Consider the following 16,982-nt stretch of genomic DNA (forward strand, 5'->3'; position numbering starts at 1 on the left):
GTCAGGAGGGGTAAGGGGACTGTGCGAGGGGGGTACTGGGGGTGCTGAAGCGCAGGCTCCGCGAGTTCGTGATCGAGCCGGGGATCGCGATCGTCGTCACGTGTACGGTCCTCGCGATGATCGGTGGACTGATGGTCCTGCTCGAGCCACGCTCGACGAGCGCCGCGCCGTCGACGACCAGCATCACCTCCGGACCCACCATCGTCGCAGCCGGCCGGTACGGTTCAGGCACGCTCGACCCGTGGCAGAACCTGCTCCGCCGGATCTCACCTGAGGACGAGATCCGCGACACCCTCACGTTCAACGGGGTCTTCATGTTCGGCGACAGCATCGCCGTCCAGGACCGACCGGAACTCGAGAAGCTGCTGGCGGACCGGACCGGTGACTCGATCGCCGCCCACAGCTGGTCCGGTCAGCCGGCGTCGGCGGCGGTCGACGCCCTCGCGGACTGGTCGCGGACCTACGGCCTGCCCGGGCGGATCGTGATGGCGGTCGGCAGCAACGACATCTTCGACCCGCCGGCGTTCGGAGCCCAAGTGGAGCGGGCCATGGAGATCGCGGGCCCGAAGCGGACGGTGTACTGGGTGGACATCGAGGTCAGCCGGTTCCGCCAGTCCGCCGAGGTGCAGGCCGCCGACCGGGCCAACAGCGCCTGGCTCAACCAGCAGCTGGAAGAAGCCGCGGCGCGCCATCCCAACCTCCGGATCATCCACTGGGCGGAGTTCCTGAACTCGCAGCCGGACGGGTTGACCAAGTACCTGCGCGACGGTGTCCACACGACCGAGTCGGTCGGCCGCGCCGCGCGCAACGAACTGATCGCCGATGCGCTCCAAGGGCATGTCTGATGCCCGAACCGGTCGGTGAAAATGGCAACCTCGGTGCCGCCGTTCGCGTTATCAGGAGGGGTACGGCGTCACAGGGAGGTCCGCGCATGTTCCGGGATCACGCGCTCGCCACCGCTCGCAGCGGGGCGACGTCCGCGATCATCATCGTGGTGCTCACCGCGACTCTGCTGACGCTCATCCACCTCGAGTCCCCCACCGCTCACGCGAAGGCCGCCGCGCCCGCGGCCACAGGTGGCTATGGATCGGGCACGCTCGGTCCCTGGCAGGCCAACACCAAGGTGATCTCCAGCGCCGCCCACGTCGAGCACGTCGTCCGGACGAACGGGATCGTCCTGTTCGGCGACAGCATCGCCGTACAGGATGGGGCGGCGCTCGGGCGACTCATGGCGAAACACCTCGGTACGTCGTTCGCCGAGCACAGCTGGTCCGGCCAGCCGACCTCGGCTGCCGTCGACGCGCTGGCCGCCTGGGACCGTGCGTACGGGCTGCCGCGCCGGATCGTGATGGCGGTCGGCACCAACGACATCTTCGATCCACCGGCCTTCACGGCGCAGCTCGATCGTGCGATGCGGATCGCCGGGCCGGACCGGACCGTGTACTGGGTGAACGTCCAGGTGTCCCGGATCGACGTGCCGGCCTCGATGCAGGACGCCGATCAGCGCAACAGCGAGTGGATCGACCTCCAACTGCAGCAGGCCCGGTCGCGCTACCCGAACCTGCGCATCGTGCCCTGGGCCGAGTTCCTGGCGGCGCACCCCGAGCGGATGCGGACCGACCTGCGTGACGGCCGGCACACCACGGTCCCGGCCGGGCAGAACGCCCGCAATGCCCTGATTCTGCAGACGATCCAGCACAGCTGATCTGCCCTTCCGGGCAAGGCAACCGGAGTCGTCGATCCGACACAACCTTTCAGTGGCACACGACATCTATACAGACAGAGGACCAATCCGACCTCTCGGGGGGAACCGATGGGCGGCGGACCTGGAAGTGGAGTGACCGGCACAACGTTCGATGCCGGATGCAACGTTTGACAGGCCGCCCGACGTTTTGTGAGCAAGACCGCCTCGAGTAGCGGAGCGACGAAAACCACCCGACCTATCTCCGGGGACCCGTCCGTCTCGAATTCAGGTCTAGGCCAGAACAGGCATGCCCCGGGGTGTGCGGTGAGGACGAACCATGCCCGCGAGACATCCACGCAGGGCCGGAACGACGCTCCGGCTCGCGATCGCCGTTGCGGTGAGCGTCGCCGTACTGGCGACCGCCTTGATGATCCCGTGGGGCGGCTCGGAGCCCGAAGCGGCGCCGGACCCGACCGTTGCCCGCACTCCTGAACCGCCGACCGCTCCCGTGACGCCGCCTAAGCGGTACGCCTACACGTGCCCGGCGTACAGCGGGATCGACAGCACCAACCCGGTGTCCAACCTCTACCGGGACACGTTCACCTGGGGTACGACGCCGCCGTACAAGGTCGGGGACGGCAAGGGGAACATCAACTGGCGGGTGAACCCGGACAAGAACCCGAGCTGGTACATGTGGCTGCACTCGCTGCGCTGGCTCGGCAAGGGAATCATTGCCGGCGGCAAGGGTGATCGTCGGGCACTGCAGCGGGTCAGCACCATCGCGCACGACTGGGTGACCGACAACCCGTACTCGTGGAAGTCGGACGCCGGCGCGTACGAGTCGACCATGCACCGCACCAACGTACTGATCTGCTTGCGTCAGGCAGTCTTGTCCGGGCTGCACGTGCCCCGGCTGCCACTGGAGTACGCCTGGCTGGACAAGGCGCTGCTGGACCACGCGTGGTTCCTGCAGAAGAACTACAGCGGCGACTGGAACCACGGCACCGACGAGAGCCTCGCCCTGTTCGGTGTGGGCTGCACGCTCGGGCGGAGTGATCTGAAGAAGCTCGCCGCCGATCGCCTCACCAGTGCGATCAAGACCTCGATCGACACCCAGGGCTCGACCAACGAGCAGTCGACGGCGTACGCGCAGTTCAACTACTCGCTCTGGGGCCGGGCGATCAACGTCCTGGAGCAGTGCGGCGTCGACCCCGGTACGACGATCAAGGCGCGCCGGCGTGAACTCGCGAAGTGGCTCGCGCTCGCCACCAACTCACTCGGCAACCTGCACCAGATCGGCGACTCCGAGGTGGTGCGCACGGCTCCGGTGCCGGGGACAGTGCTCGAGTACGCCGGGACGCTCGGCGCGCAGGGGATCCGGCCGACCCAGCGGGTCGGGATCTTCGACGCCGGGTACATTTTCGGCCGCACCGGGTGGGGTGAGACGAGACCGTTCACGCAGGAATCGACGTACAGCATCAGGTTCGGGCCGGCGCGGAAGCTGCACGGGCACGATGACCACACGTCGATCACCTACACCTCGCACGGACGCGACATCCTGATCGACGGCGGGCACGCCGGCTACAAGGTGGACGACTGGCGGAGCTGGGCAAAGAGCGAGTTCTCGCACAACGAGATGACGGTGTTGTCGACGGCAACGGCCCACCCGGTGACCAAGCTGACCCGGTCGTCGCTCTCGGATACCTCGGAGTTCTACGAGTTGCAGGACTCGCTGGGTGCGGGGATCGATCGGACTCGTGATGTGCTGGTCCTCAAGGATCCCGACCTGATGGTGGTGCTGGACCGCGGTACGTCGGCGTCATCGGAGGACTACCAGACGTTGTGGCATCTGCCGGAGGACCAGAGGGTGGTTGTCAACGGCAACTCAGCGGTGGCTTCTCGGGCCGGCGACCGGGTCAAGACCACGCTGCTGCAGATCCCGTTCCAGCAGGCAACCACACCGATCCAGGTCGCGACCGGTCAGAACGATCCGATCCAGGGCTGGCACTACACCACCATCGACAAGCGCCAGCCCGCGCCAGTGGTGAAGTTCACCCGCTCCGGCCGCAGCGCGACGATCCTGTCGGTCATCGCGCCAACCCGCAGCAACGCCGCCGTCATCTACACCACAACCCAGCAGGGCTCCCGCCTCCTCCTCAACCTCAAGGTCGACGGCGTCAGCACCACAGTCGCCATCTCCCCCAACGGGACCCTCGAGCGGATCAAGTAACCCGGGTCAGGTGGTTTGGGCGATGCGGGGTCCGACGGGCTGCCAGCCGGCGGGCGGGTCTTCGCCGACGCGGCCGTCGACGGCTTCGCGGAGGAGGTCGGCGTGCCCGGTATGGCGCCCGTACTCCTCGATGAGATCGCAGATGAGGCGACGGAGGCTCGGATGCCGCCCATCCGGCCAGGAGATATGCGCGAGCTGATCAAGCCCACCATCAGCCAGCGCCGCAGCCACCCGCTCACGCGAGCGACCAACCGCACCGTCCCACAGCGCGTAAAGCTCCTCGGGCGTGTTCTCGACCGCGGAGTTGAACTCCCAGTCGTTGTCGTCCCGCCACCCGTTGGAGTCCCAGTGCGGGTCCATCGGCTCGCCCCGGAACTTCACGGTGAACATGTAGTCCTCGTTGGCAGCAAGGTGTTTCACCAACCCACCAAGGGTGATCGACGAAGCCCCGATCCGTACCTGCATCCCCGCCGCGTCAAGCTCGTCGACCTTCCACCGGAACGTCGTACGCAACCGATCCAACGCCCCCAGCAGATGCTCAACCTCGTTCCCAGCCAGCGGCGGTTCCCACCAAGTCTCAGTCATACCGTCACCGTAAACCCAATTCCGGACACTCCCCTTCCGGAACCGTCATTCCCCCCGCCGCACGCGCACGAGTGGAACCGCTGGCCGCGGACCTGATCCGTGGTTGGGTGGCGGGCGTGACTGAGGACGTTCATTTCACGGCGATACAGCCCACTAAGCGGATGGCTGCTGATTGTTTGTTCACGGATGAAGCGGGCCGGGTGCTGGTGGTCGAGCCGACGTACAAGGCGACGTGGGACCTGCCCGGCGGCTTGGTCGAGCGCGACGAGTCGCCGCGGGCCGCCGCTCAGCGTGAGGTCCGGGAGGAGATCGGGCTCGTCGTGGAGCCTGGTGAACTGCTGGCCGTGGACTGGGTCTCGCAATCGGGCGACTTCACCGAGATCGTTGCGTTCCTCTTCGACGGCGGCGTACTGGCGCCGGCCGACATCGACCGGATCGTGCCCGACCCCACCGAAGCACGATCCTTCAGGTTCGCCACTCTCGACGAGGCTGGGCAACTACTCGACGCCGGACAGTTCGCCCGGGTCGCGGCTGCCCTCGAAGCCAGGGCGTCTGCGACGACGACGTACCTGGAGAACGGCTCTCCCTCTCGCTCCAGCTAGCCAGCGCGGCCGAGCGACGTACCGGCCTCGTCCCCGGGCCGGCATCCTTGTCCGCAAATCGCTTTGCCACACACAGGTGCTGGGCGACATCATCGGTGGGGTGCCAGCCTCCCTCGTGCTCTCGGGCCCTCCCGGCGTCGGGAAGACGTCCGTCGGATGGCGGGTCTTCGACCGCTGCACCGACCTCGATGTGAAGCCTGCCTTCGCGGACCTCGACCTGCTCGGCGCCGCCTGGCCGGCGCCCGATGACGACCCGCACCAGTCCCGACTGAAGGCGACCAACCTCGCGGCGGTGTGGTCGAACTACCGCCGAGCCGGCAGCCGTAGCCTCATCATCGCGGGCGTCGTCGAGAACCTGCTCGAGCGGCGACAACTCGAGGACGCGACCGGCGGACCAGTGATGATCTGCCGCCTCGACGCCCCGGACACCGAACTCGCCCAGCGCATCCACGGCCGCGCCCGCGAGACCGGTACCGGCCTGGCCCAACTCGTTGCCCGCGCAGCCGAACTCTCCGCGCAACTGATCGCCGAGGACGTCAGCGACCACTCGATCAACACGGCCGCCCGCACCATCGACGACATCGCCGACGAAGTCCTCACCCGCTGGCAAGCCGACGCACTCAGCTGACCACTCAAGAGGCCGGCGGATCGAACTTCCGTACGACGGGGTGCTGCGGGTCAGTGTTGTCGACAACGACATGCGCGGCCGCCGCCGGATCGTGCTGCTCCTGATAGCGCCGGTACCCGGGGAGAAAGTTGGTCGTAAGACTCCGCAAGGTCGCCTCTTCACCCCCGAACCGCTCGCTGTCCCGAGCGACGCCCCGCCGCAAGATCCCGTCCTCGCGGGCGTACAGGTAGACACCCAACTCCCAGTACGCCACAAGCGCCCGCTGAAGCACGAAAACCCCATCGAACAGCAAGACCGAGTCAGGAGCAGCGACCTGCAGCGGAGAAGCCATCTGTAAGTCAGCAGCCTCGTCAAAGGTGACAGTGCTGTAGCGACGGTCGCCACCCGGCCCGAGAGGCACCAGCAGACGGCTGACCACGGCTTCGTTGTCGAAGTAGTCATCAAAGTACCCACTCGAGGACGCGACGCTCGACTCCTCGGAGCTACTGACGGGCGTACTCACATCAGGCCGCGGTCTCGCCGCATCCGCAAGCCGATACCCATCGATCCCTGCCCGGATGACCGGCCGATGCACACTCACCAGACGCGCAAGCTCATCAGCAAGAGTCGTCTTCCCCGCCGCATCCGACCCATCAATGCCCACTCGCACCGGATGCCCCAGCGCCCGCCCCAGAATCACCCCAACAAGCTCCCCGAGCAGACCCTCCCTAGTCACTGCCGCTACAGGCTGAAGGCGATCGAGCGCAGGATCAGCGCACCGATGAACACCGCTGTGGACGCCAGGTCGATCGACAACCCGCCGGCACGCACCGGCCGCAGCACACGCCGCACCGGCTTGATCACCGGCTCTGTCCAGGCATGCGTCAACTCGCGGGCGCGGCTCGCCCACTGAGGTCCGTTTGCCAGAACACCCGACCAGTCCAGCACCATCCGTACGAGCAACAGCAAGATGAACGCCGTCAGGGCGTACCCGACCAGGGCTCCGATGAAGCTCATGATCAACTCCTCCGTGATGGCCACACTGGCCCTCTCACCAGTATCAACGCTGCCAGCCACCTAGGAATGTCCCCGTCACCGTCTTCTTAGCCGACTATCAGCTCCGTACGTAGCCTTCGCGTTCACGGCCTGCGGCACGGCGCATCGGAGGAGGGTAATGAGACGCATCGACCTCGTCACGCATCCCGAGGCACAGCATCACGTTGACGGCATCGTCGGAGGCTGGCCCACCACCTGCAAGGGCTTTGAGAGCGCACCGAAAGCGCGACAGCCGTCCGGCCGGGGATCTGCCGGCTCGCGAGAGGGCGGCGTTCGTAGCTGCTCAGTCGAGGCAGAACTCGTTGCCTTCGATGTCCTGCATATTTTGGCAAGACTCGTTGACGCCGTCGGCGACCAGTAGTTGGCCGCGGACCGCGCCGAGTTTGATCAGTCGCACGCATTCGGCCTCGAGGGCGGCCAGGCGCTCTTCACCCACAAGCCCGGTGCCGACCCGCACGTCGAGATGCACGCGATTCTTGACGACCTTGCCTTCGGGAACGCGCTGGAAGAACAGTCGCGGGCCCACACCTGTGGGATCAACGCAGGCGAACGCCGAACCCTGACTCTCAGGCGGCAGCGAGCGATCGAACTCGGCCCACGTGGCAAACCCCTTCGGTGGCGGCGGTACGACGTACCCCAACACCTCGCACCAGAAGCGAGCGACGCGCTCAGGTTCAGCACAGTCGAAGGTGACTTGGAACTGCTTGACCGATGCCATCGGTCCACCATAGAGGCGCAGACGTTCACCGCTTCCACGAGCCCGCTCCTTGCGCGCCGTAAATGACTTACGGCTTGCGGGCGGCAGATGTAACGTGCTTTCGTGAAGGAACTGAGCTTCCGTGGGAAAGATCGGTACCGGCCTATCTGGCCAATACTTTCGATTCTGGGACTCGTGCTGATCGGTGAAGCGGTCTATGCCTTCTATCGACTCGGCGGCGTCGTGGGTGCCTGCTGGCTGGTGGGCGTGACGGCCGTCTACGTCGGCGGAGGCATCGGGGCGGCATTCCGGAGCTGGACCACGGTCGGTCCGGCCGGAATATCCACCTGCTGGGGCCTCGGACGGCGTGGCCGTACCCATCCCTGGCAAGAGATCCGGTGGCTCGACATACGTCAGACCAACACTCGAGCCGGGACAATCCTCGCGGCTCGGATCACCCTCGCGGACGGGCGGCGTCGCTCGCTGCCGGCTCTCCGGGACGGTGGCATGTACCCCCAACCCACTTTTCACGCGGATTTCCGACAGGTCCGCAAGTGGTGGGAGCTGAGCACGGACCCGGCCACACGGTTCCCGCTGCCAGACAAGTCGCCGAGCCGGGTGCCGCGCACAGTACTCGCCGTGATCCTGATTCTGCTCATCCCGACCGCCGTCGTACTGTTCGTCTTCGGTACCTAGAGAATCGGGCCGTGCTAGTGGTGGCGGCGGGCGAGGTGGGTGGTGATCTCGGCGTCGATTTCCACGGTTTCCGGAAGGACCCGGAGGATTCGGCGGAAGACCTCGTCTCGGTCGGCGGGCGGGAGGATCACGTACGCCGAGACCGTCGAGAGTTGTCCGATGTAGTCGTTGGCGCTCATCGTCAGGCGCCGTTCGATCACCGACTGCCGGACATCGGTGAACCACTCGGACTGCTGGAGCTCCGTGCCGGGCCATTGCATCGGGCGATCCGCGGGTGTGCCGTCGGGCGACGGGATGCCGTCGTTCTCCAGGTACGGCGCACGTGCCGCGCGCGCCGCCTCCATGAGGGCCGGGTCAGCCAGCTGCATCGGTACGCCGAACGACGCGAACACGCCACCGGGTTGGACGAGTGCGGCCATGCGAGCCCACCGGCCGTCAGGGTTGGTCCAATGGAGCGCGGCAGCCGAATACACCAGCTCGTACGACGAATCCGCCGGCAGGTCCTCGAATGCGGCTTGCACGGTTGTGACGTTCGCCGGCACGTGTTTGCGCATCTCCGCGAGCATGTCCGCGTCGGGCTCGGTCGCCCTGACCGCGATCCCTCCCTGCGCGAACAGGCGCGTTGCCTTGCCTGTCCCGGCGCCGATCTCGAGAGCGGTCCGGATCGGCCCACCGGCGTACGCCATCACCAGATCGAGGAGTTCCACGGGATACCCGGGCCGGAACCGTTCGTACGCCTCCGCCACCGCCCCGAAGCTCAACCCCCGCACAACCATGCCGGAATCCTGGCACTTCCCACGCCCCTAGCGCTTGTCATTTTCTCCCGCCGAAGAGCGGACGCGGTGGGGCTGGTGCGGTGGGGCTGGTGCGCACATCGCAGCCTGGATGTTAGGTGGGAGCGCCGGCAGTCGTGTCGGACGGACCGCGCAAGAGTTTTGAGCGACGATGTCGATTCAGGGGCGATGGGTTCGACGCCGGGGTGAGTGGCTGCCCACCGGAGCCGCCGAAGCATTCAAGGAGAGCATGATGACCGCCGGCTACACCTTCGACATCTTCTCCAGCCTCGACGGCTTCGCGTCGTACGACAACGCTGACTGGGGTCCCTACTGGGGTAAGCAAGGCCCCGAGTTCCTGGACCGGCGGCTCGCCTCCTACGGCGAGGAGCAGCGGATGGTCTTCGGGGCCAACACGTTTCGGCTGATGGTGGAGATGGTGGGGTTGAGCAAGGTGCCGTCCGAGGGGCTCGACCCGGTGAACGCGCGCATGAGGAGCATGCCGACCACGGTGCTGTCGTCGACACTCGAAGGACCGCTCGACTGGCCGGACGCGACCGTCGTGAGTGGCGACGCCGTCGACGTGATCGCCCGGCTCAAGGAGGAGTCCGACGTGCCGTTGCGCTCGCACGGCAGCCTGTCGCTGAACCGGGCACTGATGGCCGCCGGCCTGGTCGATCGGGTCCAGGTCACGGTCTTCCCGGTGATCGCCGGTCAGACCGGAGTGGAGCCGATCTTCCAGGGTGCGGCGGACTTCGACCTCGAGCTGATCGAGAGCCGGACGTTCGACGGCCGCACCCAAGAACTCACCTACCGGCCCACCCTGCACGTCTGAGCCCATCCATCCCGAGGGGCGGCGTGCGGACAGCTCGGCGATCCGGGGAGTGCCGCGTGCTGCCCCCGGAGGAGGACGGCGAAGGCGGGCCGGACCCGTCCGCGCTGGCCCCGTGTTAGCAAGACCGTCAGCAAGGGTCGGCGTGGTGGGATCGTGGATGGAAGAACCCCAGGTCGTGTGTCCGACCTGGGGTTTCGTGGTGCTCCAGTGGAGCCTCCTGTCGGAATCGAACAGACGACCTTCTCATTACGAGTGCCGCGAAGGCCGTCCACTGCGGTGCTTGCCGGACGCAAACTCCACTCGGATGGGAGTCAGGTTGTCCGCGGAAGTCCACAACCGTCACTCGCCTTGTTAGCAAGGCTGTTAGCACAGCTCGACTGTCACCAAAGTCCGGAGACCGGCGTTGCTCACAATTGCATGATCGCGGCCTCGCCGCCGCCCTACGGGTGGGCGCCCTCACCGCCGACGCTGTCGCGCTGGAAGCTCGCCTCATCGCCGACAACGACCGCCCCGAGGTCCAATCCGAGGAAGCGACCACTTCCAAGCGCGGCCCGGTCGAGCGAGGTCGCGCGCCGAGGCCGTTGCCAAGGATCACCTCGCTGACCAAACGCCGCCTCGCCCAGCTGCCGCCCGACACCAGGCCGGTGCCGTCGCTGGAGGCCTACGACCTGCTGCTTCCCAGTCGGCGCGCCGCTGCTGCAGCCAAGACCGCCAAGACCATCGGGGCGGCCAACCGGATCACACCCGACAGCCGCGCCGACGCGCGGGAACCCCGGAAGCACACGCCAGGAGCCCACGCCGCCGCACGATGACCGAACAAGCCGCCGAAGCCGCCGTCGACCAGGCATGCAGATCGCTTCGGCTGCTGCCCACCATCCGCACCCAGTTCCCCGACCTGGTCAACCGGGCCGCGAACGACCAGATGTCGTATCGGGTTTTCCTGGCCGAGCTGCTGCTGGCCGAATGCGACGACCGCGCCCGGCGCCGCTCCGAACGGCGCATCAAGGCCGCCCAGTTCCCTCGACAGAAGTCGCTGCGCGCCTTCGACTTCGACGCCAACCCGAACATCGACCCGGCCGTGATCCACCACCTCGCGACCTGCGACTGGGTCAAGAAGGGACTGCCGCTGTGTCTGATCGGGGACTCCGGCACCGGCAAATCTCACCTGCTCATCGCGCTCGGCACCGAGGCCGCGATGGCCGGCTACCGGGTCAAATACACCCTCGCCACCAAGCTCGCCAACGAGCTCGTCGAGGCCGCCGACGAGATGACCCTCACCAAGACCATCGCCCGCTACGGACGCGTTGATCTGCACTGCATCGACGAACTCGGATACATGCAACTCGACCACCGCGGCGCCGAACTCCTCTTCCAGGTCCTCACCGAACGCGAGGAGAAGAACTCCGTCGCCAACGCCTCCAACGAGTCGTTCACCGGTTGGGGCAAGACCTTCACCGACCCCAGGCTGTGCGCTGCGAGCGTCGACCGGCTCACCTTCGGTGGCAACCTGATCGAGACCGGCACTGAGTCCTACCGCCTGACTCACCAGCCAACCTGACGAAGAGCTTTGACGCTGACCAACTGGGCGCGGCCAATCGCTGAGCACACTCTCCTGAGCGCTGCGGCGGTGTCTCAGTCGGCTGCTCCGCTGACGCGCCTCGGTCGCACGAGAACCATTACATCCAGGAGGCCCTTGGGCAGTGCGTCCGCCCACGCCGCGAAGTTGGGATGCACGTGCCTGACCTCGACTGCTAGTCCGAAGACACCGTCCGCGTCACCTTGGAACCCGCCGCCGGTCGCGACTACGTACCAGGCATCCCGGTGCTCCGCGAGCGCGCCGAGAGCGTCAGTCAGATCAGCTTGCGACCAGAGGGTGTCAGTGATTTCGACGCCATCAGCGAATGCGGTCGCCAACTCGTCTTGGATGGCGGCGCGTCGGTCGGTCCCAACCCGGACAGTTCGTCGACCGTCTGTGTGACCGTAAACCCGGTGCCAACTGATGTCACCCGCAGACAGCAGTCGTTCCAGAACCGCACTTTCCGACGGTGGAGGGCTCGTCAGGCTGCTGCCCGGAGGACCTTCAGGCCTTCTGCCACCCTTATCACGGAAATCGTCGAAGCGATCGACCGGCGAAAAATACGCCTTGTGGATTGCGTCATCGCGCCACTCGCCTACAACTCGGACAATGGCCGCCTGGTCGACACCCGATGTCTCCGAGTCATCTGACAAGTAGACATCGATCGAGCCCCCTCCACTTGTGGGCGGTGATCCCGCCGCCAGGACGGCGACACCTGCAGCGAGCGAGGAGTGGAAAGGCCGCCGAGCCAGCCGACGGCCTCCACCGCCTCACCTTCGCTCAAGACCAGCTGTGCGAGGCTAAGCACCTGGCAAGGCTACCCGGCCATGTAGAGATCGATCGACCACTTCGGGTCGCCGAGGTTCACATAGCACTACCAGTTGGTCGTCCCCTTGATGTAGCCGTTGCCCCACCCGTTTCCGCCGTTCGTCGCGCCGTACCCCCATGCGTTGCAGGAATCCAGCGAGTAGAAGTAGTTCTCCTGGGCGGTGTACCAGAAGCCGAGGACTTGGTCGGGCGACCCGAAACCGGGGCCAGCGATGGCGCGCTGTTCAACGGCGCCAGTCGTCGATGATGTTGTCGGCTCGGCCGGTCAGGCAGGCCAGAACGTGGTCGATCATCGCCTCGTAGGGCCTGGTGCCGAGCAGGTCGATGGGGTGCTCTCCGTCGGCGCTGGTCTCGGTCAGGGTGCTCGGGCCTTGACCGGTGTTCCCGGCGCATTTCGTATTCGAGCACCGCGTCGGTGAAGGTGGCGCGGTAGCCGCCGCGGATCTCGTAGGGCCGTTGCATGAGCGAGGAACTGGTGAGTCGGGCTACGGCTTGAGGGTAGCCGAGGAGGACGACGGTGCGGGCCTCGATCTCCAGGACCCTCAGCTGTCCGTACCGCTGATCGGCCACCGCCTCACGCAGGTGCCGGTTGGAAGGGCTGAAGCGAGAGAACATGTCCACGAAAGCCCGCCGGCCGGTCTCCCGCTGGACCTCCACGATGCGGTAGGCGCCGGCGAGTGTGTCGGCCAGCGGCAGCTCGATGAGGACGTCCCTGCCGGCCTGCATGGCCCGCACGGCAGCCTCGGCATGCAGCCTGGTGGGTAGACAGATGTCGACCAGGCCGCTAGGACAGTTTCGGTACCCGGGCCGACACGCCGGTCGATGTCCGTTCCGGCGAAACCGGCGGACCGGTGGACCACTCGAACGCACTGATCTCGGCATGAGTGCGTGGATCGCGGGCTACTTGTGCATTGGTCCTCACTTCGGAGGCCGAACCGGAGAACCATGTCGGTGTCTCGCCGGTGGAGAATGTCGATGTGAGGATTGAGTTCACCCTCGACTGCGCTGACCTGGACCGCATGACGAGGTTCTGGCGGGACGCCGTGGGGTTCGTCGTGGTTGGCGTCATCGAAGGCCGGTACGTCTCGCTGCGTTCGCACGATGTCGCTCTCACTCTTCAACAGGTTGACGAGCCCAAGACCGTCAAGAACAGGATGCACCTCGACCTGCTTGTAGACGACGTTGAGCTGGAGGTGAGCCGCCTGGAAGAGCTGGGGGCCTCTCGCCTGACTCCGACCGCGCGCGAAGAGTTCGGTCAGACCTGGTTCGTCCTCGCGGATCCTGAGGGCAACGAGTTCTGCGTAGCCGGCGAGCCGTCAGGGATCGGGCCGTCCAACGGTTAGCTCCTCGGCAGGCTTACCGCATGTCGGCATGAGCGTGCACCTCGCGGCGTCGCGTCCGACATGGTGAAGAGTGGCCCGGCGTGCTCGCCGGCCACCCCCGTCCGAGATCACATGGACCACGGGCGCCAACCGGCCAAAGTCTGCGAGCGAGCAAACCTGATCCAGCATCCGAATCCCGGCACGACAGCAAGATCAACTAAGCGCATTACTTCCGGCATAACAGGCCGTCGCACAGCAACGCTTGTTCGGTTCGGCACCTCCTCGCCGAGGACAGCCAGCACATCTGACCGTTCGGACGTTCGAGACAGAGCACCCAGCACGCAACCATCAGATAGGTGTGCAAGAACGCCAAGCACCGGGTTCTGTCAATGGCTCTGTCAATGAAGACCAGTCGGAACATGCCAAGAACGACAGTCATGACGCGCGTTAGGCCTGCCCGCCTGTCACGCTGCTCACAAGCCAGAGTGGGTTGAGCGTCCAACTTGTAATGCGATGGCCGGTGTTGGCTGCTCTGGCTGGCCCCCTTGGCTTTCGACCCGCCGACTGATCGTGCGCATCCCGGTACCCTTGCCGCCCGAGTGATTGCGCGTCGCGAGCACCTACGGCGTCGCAAGCGATCGGGGGCTCGACCCTTGCCGCGCGCCGCGGCAGCCCTCGGCTCGGCTCATGTGCCCTGCTCGACAGTGCTGAGGCCGCCGTGCTTGTTCACGACGCCGGCGGCGTGGGCGCTGAGGACTCTCGCGGCGGTGTCAGGTGGTTGTGAGGCGCGACCGCACGTCGCGGACTCCGGCGATGCCCTCGACGGCCTTGACGATCTCGGCTTCGGCCTCGTTGTCGGGGACTTCGCCGTGCAGGATCACCGTGCCGTTCTCGACCGTGACGTGCACCCGTGGCACGTGGAGCCGCTTCTCCAACGACCCGATGCTGGAGCGCACGCGGTCGGCCAGCGTCGCGTCGTCGACGTTCGCGTCGGGGTGGCGCCGCAGCGTGTGGTAGGCCACGCCCTTCGCCTGGCCGGTCAGATGATGGCCTCGGCGGCGCAGGTCCGCGATGGTGCTTTCGGCTCGGCTGGATCGGCGCAGCTTGTCGATGCCGATCTTCGCTCCGACGGCGGCACAGGCCGCCGCGGCGATCACGAGCAGTTTGCGCATGATGATCATCGCCTTCAGCGCGTTCGTCACTGTCTCGGATCCCATTGTGCGCCGCGAGGGCCCCACAAGGGAGGCCTTGACGGACCAGACACCGGACTCCAGTCGAGCGCTGAGGGGGATGGAGAAGAAGTGACGAGTCGAGGCTTGCGTCTCTGATCCTCCTGGGCGCGCTCGCAGCGTTCGTGCTCTGGCGCCGGGATGTCAGAAGCTCCATGGTGGACGTCGCGAAGCCTTCGTTGAGCCGAAGATCCTGGTTAGCACCGTCGCGTTCGGGGTGTACCTCGCAGCCGTCGTGTGGGCTGCGACCCAGGTACGCCTTTGGGAACGGGGCGTACTGAAGGACACGATCATCTGGGGGCTTCTCACTGGGTTTGCACTCCTGCTCAAACCACCGATGTGAAGAGCGTTGGCTTCTTCCGAGACACGGCACTCCGGACGCTCGGCCGCACCGCCTTTGTGGAGTTCTTCATCAACGTCGAGAGCTTCCACCTCGTGATCGAACTGATCCTCCAGGCACTTCTGATCCTCGTCTTCGGCATGCTGGCCGTCGCCTCGAACGATGAGCAGCACCGACAGTTGAAACGACTACTGGAGGGCTTCCTGACGCTGGTGGGTCTAAGCCTGATCGTCGCTACTACGTGGAGACTTGGACAGAACTGGTCCACGGTGGACAAGGGCGTGCTGTGGCGCGCGCTGGTCCTCCCGTCTGGCTAACGATTGCGGCGCTCCCATGCATCTACGGGCTTTCACTCGTGATGGCTACGGAACGATGTTCGGCCGGCTGAAGCTCGTTGACCGGTCGCGCTCGCTGAGTCTCAAGCTCCGCCTGGCTGCCGTTGTATGTCTGGGTGGGCGCCCGCGGTATGTCCACGGATTCACAGGCCCCTGGGCCGTGCGCCTCGGCAGGGCCTCGGTTCCAGGGTCGTGGTGACCACTGATGGGCGGGGTGTCGCCTCGCATGCTGGTTCACGGCTGTTGGCCGATCTGGCTGAGGTGTGCGGTTTGAGCGCGGAGTTCAGTGACGCGTTGGCGTTGCTGCGGAAGCGCCGTGCGGGTCATGATCCGGGTCGGGTGCTGGTCGATCTGGCGGTGGTGCTGGCCGATGGTGGTGGGCGATCAGCGATCTGGGTGTGCTGCCGGACCGGTTCGGCCCGGTCGCCTCGACCGCGACCGCCTGGCGGGTGTTGAACGCGGTCGACGACCAGGTGCTGGCGAGGTTGCGGCAGGCCCGCGCGGTCGCCCGGGACCGGTTGTGGGCACAGCGCGACGACATCGGTTGCGATCTGCCGGCCGCGATGTCGGCCGGCCGCGAACTTCCAGGGCTGGTACTCGACCTGGACGCCTCCCTGATCAACGTGCATTCCGACAAGGAGTCCGCGGCAGCGACGTTCAAGGGCGGGCTCGGCTATCACCCGTTGCTGTGCTGGCTGGACAACACCGGCGAGGCCCTGGCGGGTTGATTGCGGCCAGGCAACGCCAACCGTCGGCCGCCTCCAACTGACTTACGAGCCGTCCTTGACGGTTGTAGGTGGCCGAAAGCCCTTGGTGATCAACCACATCGGCATGATCAAGAACTCGAACAGGCCCCCTGGAACCAGCAGAACCTGCCCTGCTCCCTCATTCATGTCTACAACGCCGGCGAGGTCGAGCGGCACTCCTAGAGAGAGCGCGGCGTAACCGACGAGACCGAGCACGGCGATCGGCCGAGGCACTAATCGTGAGACGAACAGCAGGTAGGTCAGGATCAGGCCGCCGATCCCGGTCGGAAGGTAGACCCACAGCAGGTGGTTCGGGACGACCTGCAGCTGGGTCAGCAGATAGACACCGCATGCGGCAGAGACGGCGAACTCGATGATCCTGAGGATCGGATACCAGACGGCAAGCCTTCGATCGACGTCTTTCAAGACTTGATACATCAGCAGGCCGATGCCCACGACGGCGATGCCGGAGCACATCATCAACAGGACGCCGACCGTCGGCGCAGCTTCGTTGGCGCCGTCCAGGAAGTCCTGGATCAGGGACGTGCCGACCATGGCTGTGACCATTTGGACGACGAACAGGGAGCCGACCGTGGCGGCAATGGCTCGCCTGGACATGAAGTCGCGTCGGCTTGAGTTGCCGGCCGTGCTCTGTACTGTCGTCTGCGCGGTCATGACCGTGCGTCCTCACTGGGAATGGTAATCGCGACCTTGCCGCGCACTTGGCCGGCCTCGAGGTGACGCATGGCGTCGGGCACCTGGTCGAGCGGGTAGATCCGGTCGATCCTCGGCGCCACCGTGCCGGCCTCGAGGTGCTCGGCGAGCCGCTCGAGGTCGCTGC

20 protein-coding genes and 1 pseudogene are annotated in these 16,982 nt (G+C 66.1%); 12 read left to right on the forward strand and 9 right to left on the reverse strand.

Going from position 1 to position 16,982, the window contains the following annotated elements:
* Positions 1–41: 41 nt before the first annotated feature.
* The 3 genes from AB0E63_RS38990 (at position 42) to AB0E63_RS39000 (ending at position 3,914) form a co-directional block, all read left to right on the forward strand.
* Positions 42–845, forward strand: a complete 804-nt coding sequence (locus AB0E63_RS38990) for a hypothetical protein (RefSeq protein ID WP_360377624.1) — start codon at positions 42–44, stop codon at positions 843–845.
* A gap of 86 nt (positions 846–931) precedes the next feature.
* On the forward strand, positions 932–1,705 hold the full coding sequence (locus AB0E63_RS38995; protein ID WP_360377627.1) for a hypothetical protein: 774 nt from the start codon (positions 932–934) through the stop codon (positions 1,703–1,705).
* A gap of 316 nt (positions 1,706–2,021) precedes the next feature.
* On the forward strand, positions 2,022–3,914 hold the full coding sequence (locus AB0E63_RS39000; protein WP_360377629.1) for a heparinase II/III family protein: 1,893 nt from the start codon (positions 2,022–2,024) through the stop codon (positions 3,912–3,914).
* 6 nt (positions 3,915–3,920) lie between these two features.
* Here the strand turns inward: AB0E63_RS39000 and AB0E63_RS39005 are convergent, their stop codons facing one another.
* On the reverse strand, positions 3,921–4,499 hold the full coding sequence (locus tag AB0E63_RS39005) for a DUF664 domain-containing protein (protein WP_360377631.1): 579 nt from the start codon (positions 4,497–4,499) through the stop codon (positions 3,921–3,923).
* A gap of 161 nt (positions 4,500–4,660) precedes the next feature.
* Between AB0E63_RS39005 and AB0E63_RS39010 the strand changes: the two genes are divergently transcribed.
* Together AB0E63_RS39010 and AB0E63_RS39015 are read left to right on the forward strand one after the other, a co-directional pair.
* Entirely contained in the window at positions 4,661–5,101 is a 441-nt protein-coding gene (locus tag AB0E63_RS39010; RefSeq protein ID WP_360377634.1) for an NUDIX hydrolase, read from the forward strand.
* Positions 5,102–5,201: 100 nt separating this feature from the next.
* On the forward strand, positions 5,202–5,729 hold the full coding sequence (locus AB0E63_RS39015; protein WP_360377636.1) for an AAA family ATPase: 528 nt from the start codon (positions 5,202–5,204) through the stop codon (positions 5,727–5,729).
* Positions 5,730–5,733: 4 nt separating this feature from the next.
* Here AB0E63_RS39015 and AB0E63_RS39020 read toward each other — a convergent pair whose 3' ends face one another.
* From AB0E63_RS39020 to AB0E63_RS39030, 3 genes are all read right to left on the reverse strand, one after another.
* Positions 5,734–6,231 (reverse strand): hypothetical protein, encoded by a 498-nt coding sequence (locus AB0E63_RS39020; protein ID WP_360377639.1) that lies wholly within the window; start codon positions 6,229–6,231, stop codon positions 5,734–5,736.
* Positions 6,232–6,449: 218 nt separating this feature from the next.
* Positions 6,450–6,725, reverse strand: a complete 276-nt coding sequence (locus AB0E63_RS39025; protein ID WP_360377641.1) for a YggT family protein — start codon at positions 6,723–6,725, stop codon at positions 6,450–6,452.
* A 322-nt stretch (positions 6,726–7,047) separates the two neighbouring features.
* On the reverse strand, positions 7,048–7,482 hold the full coding sequence (locus tag AB0E63_RS39030; protein ID WP_360377644.1) for a VOC family protein: 435 nt from the start codon (positions 7,480–7,482) through the stop codon (positions 7,048–7,050).
* Positions 7,483–7,656: 174 nt separating this feature from the next.
* Between AB0E63_RS39030 and AB0E63_RS39035 the strand changes: the two genes are divergently transcribed.
* Entirely contained in the window at positions 7,657–8,157 is a 501-nt protein-coding gene (locus AB0E63_RS39035) for a hypothetical protein (RefSeq protein WP_360377647.1), read from the forward strand.
* 14 nt (positions 8,158–8,171) lie between these two features.
* Here the strand turns inward: AB0E63_RS39035 and AB0E63_RS39040 are convergent, their stop codons facing one another.
* Positions 8,172–8,933: a class I SAM-dependent methyltransferase gene (locus AB0E63_RS39040; protein ID WP_360377650.1), complete on the reverse strand. Its 762-nt coding sequence runs from the start codon at positions 8,931–8,933 to the stop codon at positions 8,172–8,174.
* Positions 8,934–9,183: 250 nt separating this feature from the next.
* Between AB0E63_RS39040 and AB0E63_RS39045 the strand changes: the two genes are divergently transcribed.
* From AB0E63_RS39045 to istB, 3 genes are all read left to right on the forward strand, one after another.
* Positions 9,184–9,765 carry a dihydrofolate reductase family protein gene (locus AB0E63_RS39045; protein ID WP_360377653.1) on the forward strand — a complete coding sequence of 194 codons (582 nt, stop codon included), beginning with the start codon at positions 9,184–9,186 and terminating at the stop codon, positions 9,763–9,765.
* 413 nt (positions 9,766–10,178) lie between these two features.
* Positions 10,179–10,577 (forward strand): hypothetical protein, encoded by a 399-nt coding sequence (locus AB0E63_RS39050; protein ID WP_360377656.1) that lies wholly within the window; start codon positions 10,179–10,181, stop codon positions 10,575–10,577.
* A complete protein-coding gene (gene istB, locus AB0E63_RS39055; RefSeq protein ID WP_360377659.1) occupies positions 10,574–11,323 on the forward strand; it encodes an IS21-like element helper ATPase IstB in 750 nt (249 codons plus the stop codon). Before AB0E63_RS39050 ends, istB begins: the two co-directional genes overlap by 4 nt.
* 882 nt (positions 11,324–12,205) lie before the next feature.
* On the opposite strand, the gene AB0E63_RS39060 is transcribed toward istB, so the two are convergent.
* Complete coding sequence (locus tag AB0E63_RS39060) at positions 12,206–13,051, reverse strand: Gfo/Idh/MocA family oxidoreductase (RefSeq protein WP_360377661.1); 846 nt, start codon at positions 13,049–13,051, stop codon at positions 12,206–12,208.
* Between the two features lie 80 nt (positions 13,052–13,131).
* Between AB0E63_RS39060 and AB0E63_RS39065 the strand changes: the two genes are divergently transcribed.
* Positions 13,132–13,512, forward strand: coding sequence for a VOC family protein (locus AB0E63_RS39065; protein ID WP_360377663.1), 381 nt, complete (start codon positions 13,132–13,134; stop codon positions 13,510–13,512).
* A 749-nt stretch (positions 13,513–14,261) separates the two neighbouring features.
* Here AB0E63_RS39065 and AB0E63_RS39070 read toward each other — a convergent pair.
* The gene (locus tag AB0E63_RS39070; RefSeq protein WP_360377666.1) at positions 14,262–14,693 is read right to left on the reverse strand and encodes a BON domain-containing protein; all 432 of its coding nucleotides are present in this window, start codon (positions 14,691–14,693) and stop codon (positions 14,262–14,264) included.
* A gap of 366 nt (positions 14,694–15,059) precedes the next feature.
* Here AB0E63_RS39070 and AB0E63_RS39075 point away from each other — a divergent pair, with 366 nt between their 5' ends.
* Both AB0E63_RS39075 and AB0E63_RS39080 read left to right on the forward strand, forming a co-directional pair.
* The gene (locus AB0E63_RS39075) at positions 15,060–15,377 is read left to right on the forward strand and encodes a hypothetical protein (RefSeq protein WP_360377669.1); all 318 of its coding nucleotides are present in this window, start codon (positions 15,060–15,062) and stop codon (positions 15,375–15,377) included.
* 159 nt (positions 15,378–15,536) lie between these two features.
* Positions 15,537–16,120, forward strand: a pseudogene (locus AB0E63_RS39080) (transposase); the annotation flags it as partial.
* 45 nt (positions 16,121–16,165) lie between these two features.
* Here AB0E63_RS39080 and AB0E63_RS39085 read toward each other — a convergent pair.
* On the reverse strand, positions 16,166–16,816 hold the full coding sequence (locus AB0E63_RS39085) for a DUF4386 domain-containing protein (protein ID WP_360377672.1): 651 nt from the start codon (positions 16,814–16,816) through the stop codon (positions 16,166–16,168).
* Positions 16,813–16,982, reverse strand: a 170-nt coding sequence (locus tag AB0E63_RS39090) for a zinc-binding dehydrogenase (protein WP_360377675.1), incomplete at its 5' end; no start/stop codon positions are given. The genes AB0E63_RS39090 and AB0E63_RS39085, both read right to left, overlap by 4 nt.

Origin of the sequence: Kribbella sp. NPDC026596 (genome assembly GCF_040638415.1) — a bacterium.
In the GTDB taxonomy this organism is placed as follows: Bacteria; Actinomycetota; Actinomycetes; order Propionibacteriales; family Kribbellaceae; genus Kribbella.

What these genes read in the sequence shown, in the direction of transcription:
- AB0E63_RS38995 (WP_360377627.1), top strand. Translation starts at nt 932, where the DNA reads ATGTTCCGGGATCACGCGCTCGCCACCGCTCGCAGCGGGGCGACGTCC.
- AB0E63_RS39000 (WP_360377629.1), top strand. Translation starts at nt 2,022, where the DNA reads ATGCCCGCGAGACATCCACGCAGGGCCGGAACGACGCTCCGGCTCGCG.
- AB0E63_RS39005 (WP_360377631.1), bottom strand. Translation starts at nt 4,499, where the DNA reads ATGACTGAGACTTGGTGGGAACCGCCGCTGGCTGGGAACGAGGTTGAG.
- AB0E63_RS39010 (WP_360377634.1), top strand. Translation starts at nt 4,661, where the DNA reads ATGGCTGCTGATTGTTTGTTCACGGATGAAGCGGGCCGGGTGCTGGTG.
- AB0E63_RS39025 (WP_360377641.1), bottom strand. Translation starts at nt 6,725, where the DNA reads ATGAGCTTCATCGGAGCCCTGGTCGGGTACGCCCTGACGGCGTTCATC.
- AB0E63_RS39030 (WP_360377644.1), bottom strand. Translation starts at nt 7,482, where the DNA reads ATGGCATCGGTCAAGCAGTTCCAAGTCACCTTCGACTGTGCTGAACCT.
- AB0E63_RS39040 (WP_360377650.1), bottom strand. Translation starts at nt 8,933, where the DNA reads ATGGTTGTGCGGGGGTTGAGCTTCGGGGCGGTGGCGGAGGCGTACGAA.
- AB0E63_RS39045 (WP_360377653.1), top strand. Translation starts at nt 9,184, where the DNA reads ATGACCGCCGGCTACACCTTCGACATCTTCTCCAGCCTCGACGGCTTC.
- istB (WP_360377659.1), top strand. Translation starts at nt 10,574, where the DNA reads ATGACCGAACAAGCCGCCGAAGCCGCCGTCGACCAGGCATGCAGATCG.
- AB0E63_RS39060 (WP_360377661.1), bottom strand. Translation starts at nt 13,051, where the DNA reads ATGCCGAGATCAGTGCGTTCGAGTGGTCCACCGGTCCGCCGGTTTCGC.
- AB0E63_RS39085 (WP_360377672.1), bottom strand. Translation starts at nt 16,816, where the DNA reads ATGACCGCGCAGACGACAGTACAGAGCACGGCCGGCAACTCAAGCCGA.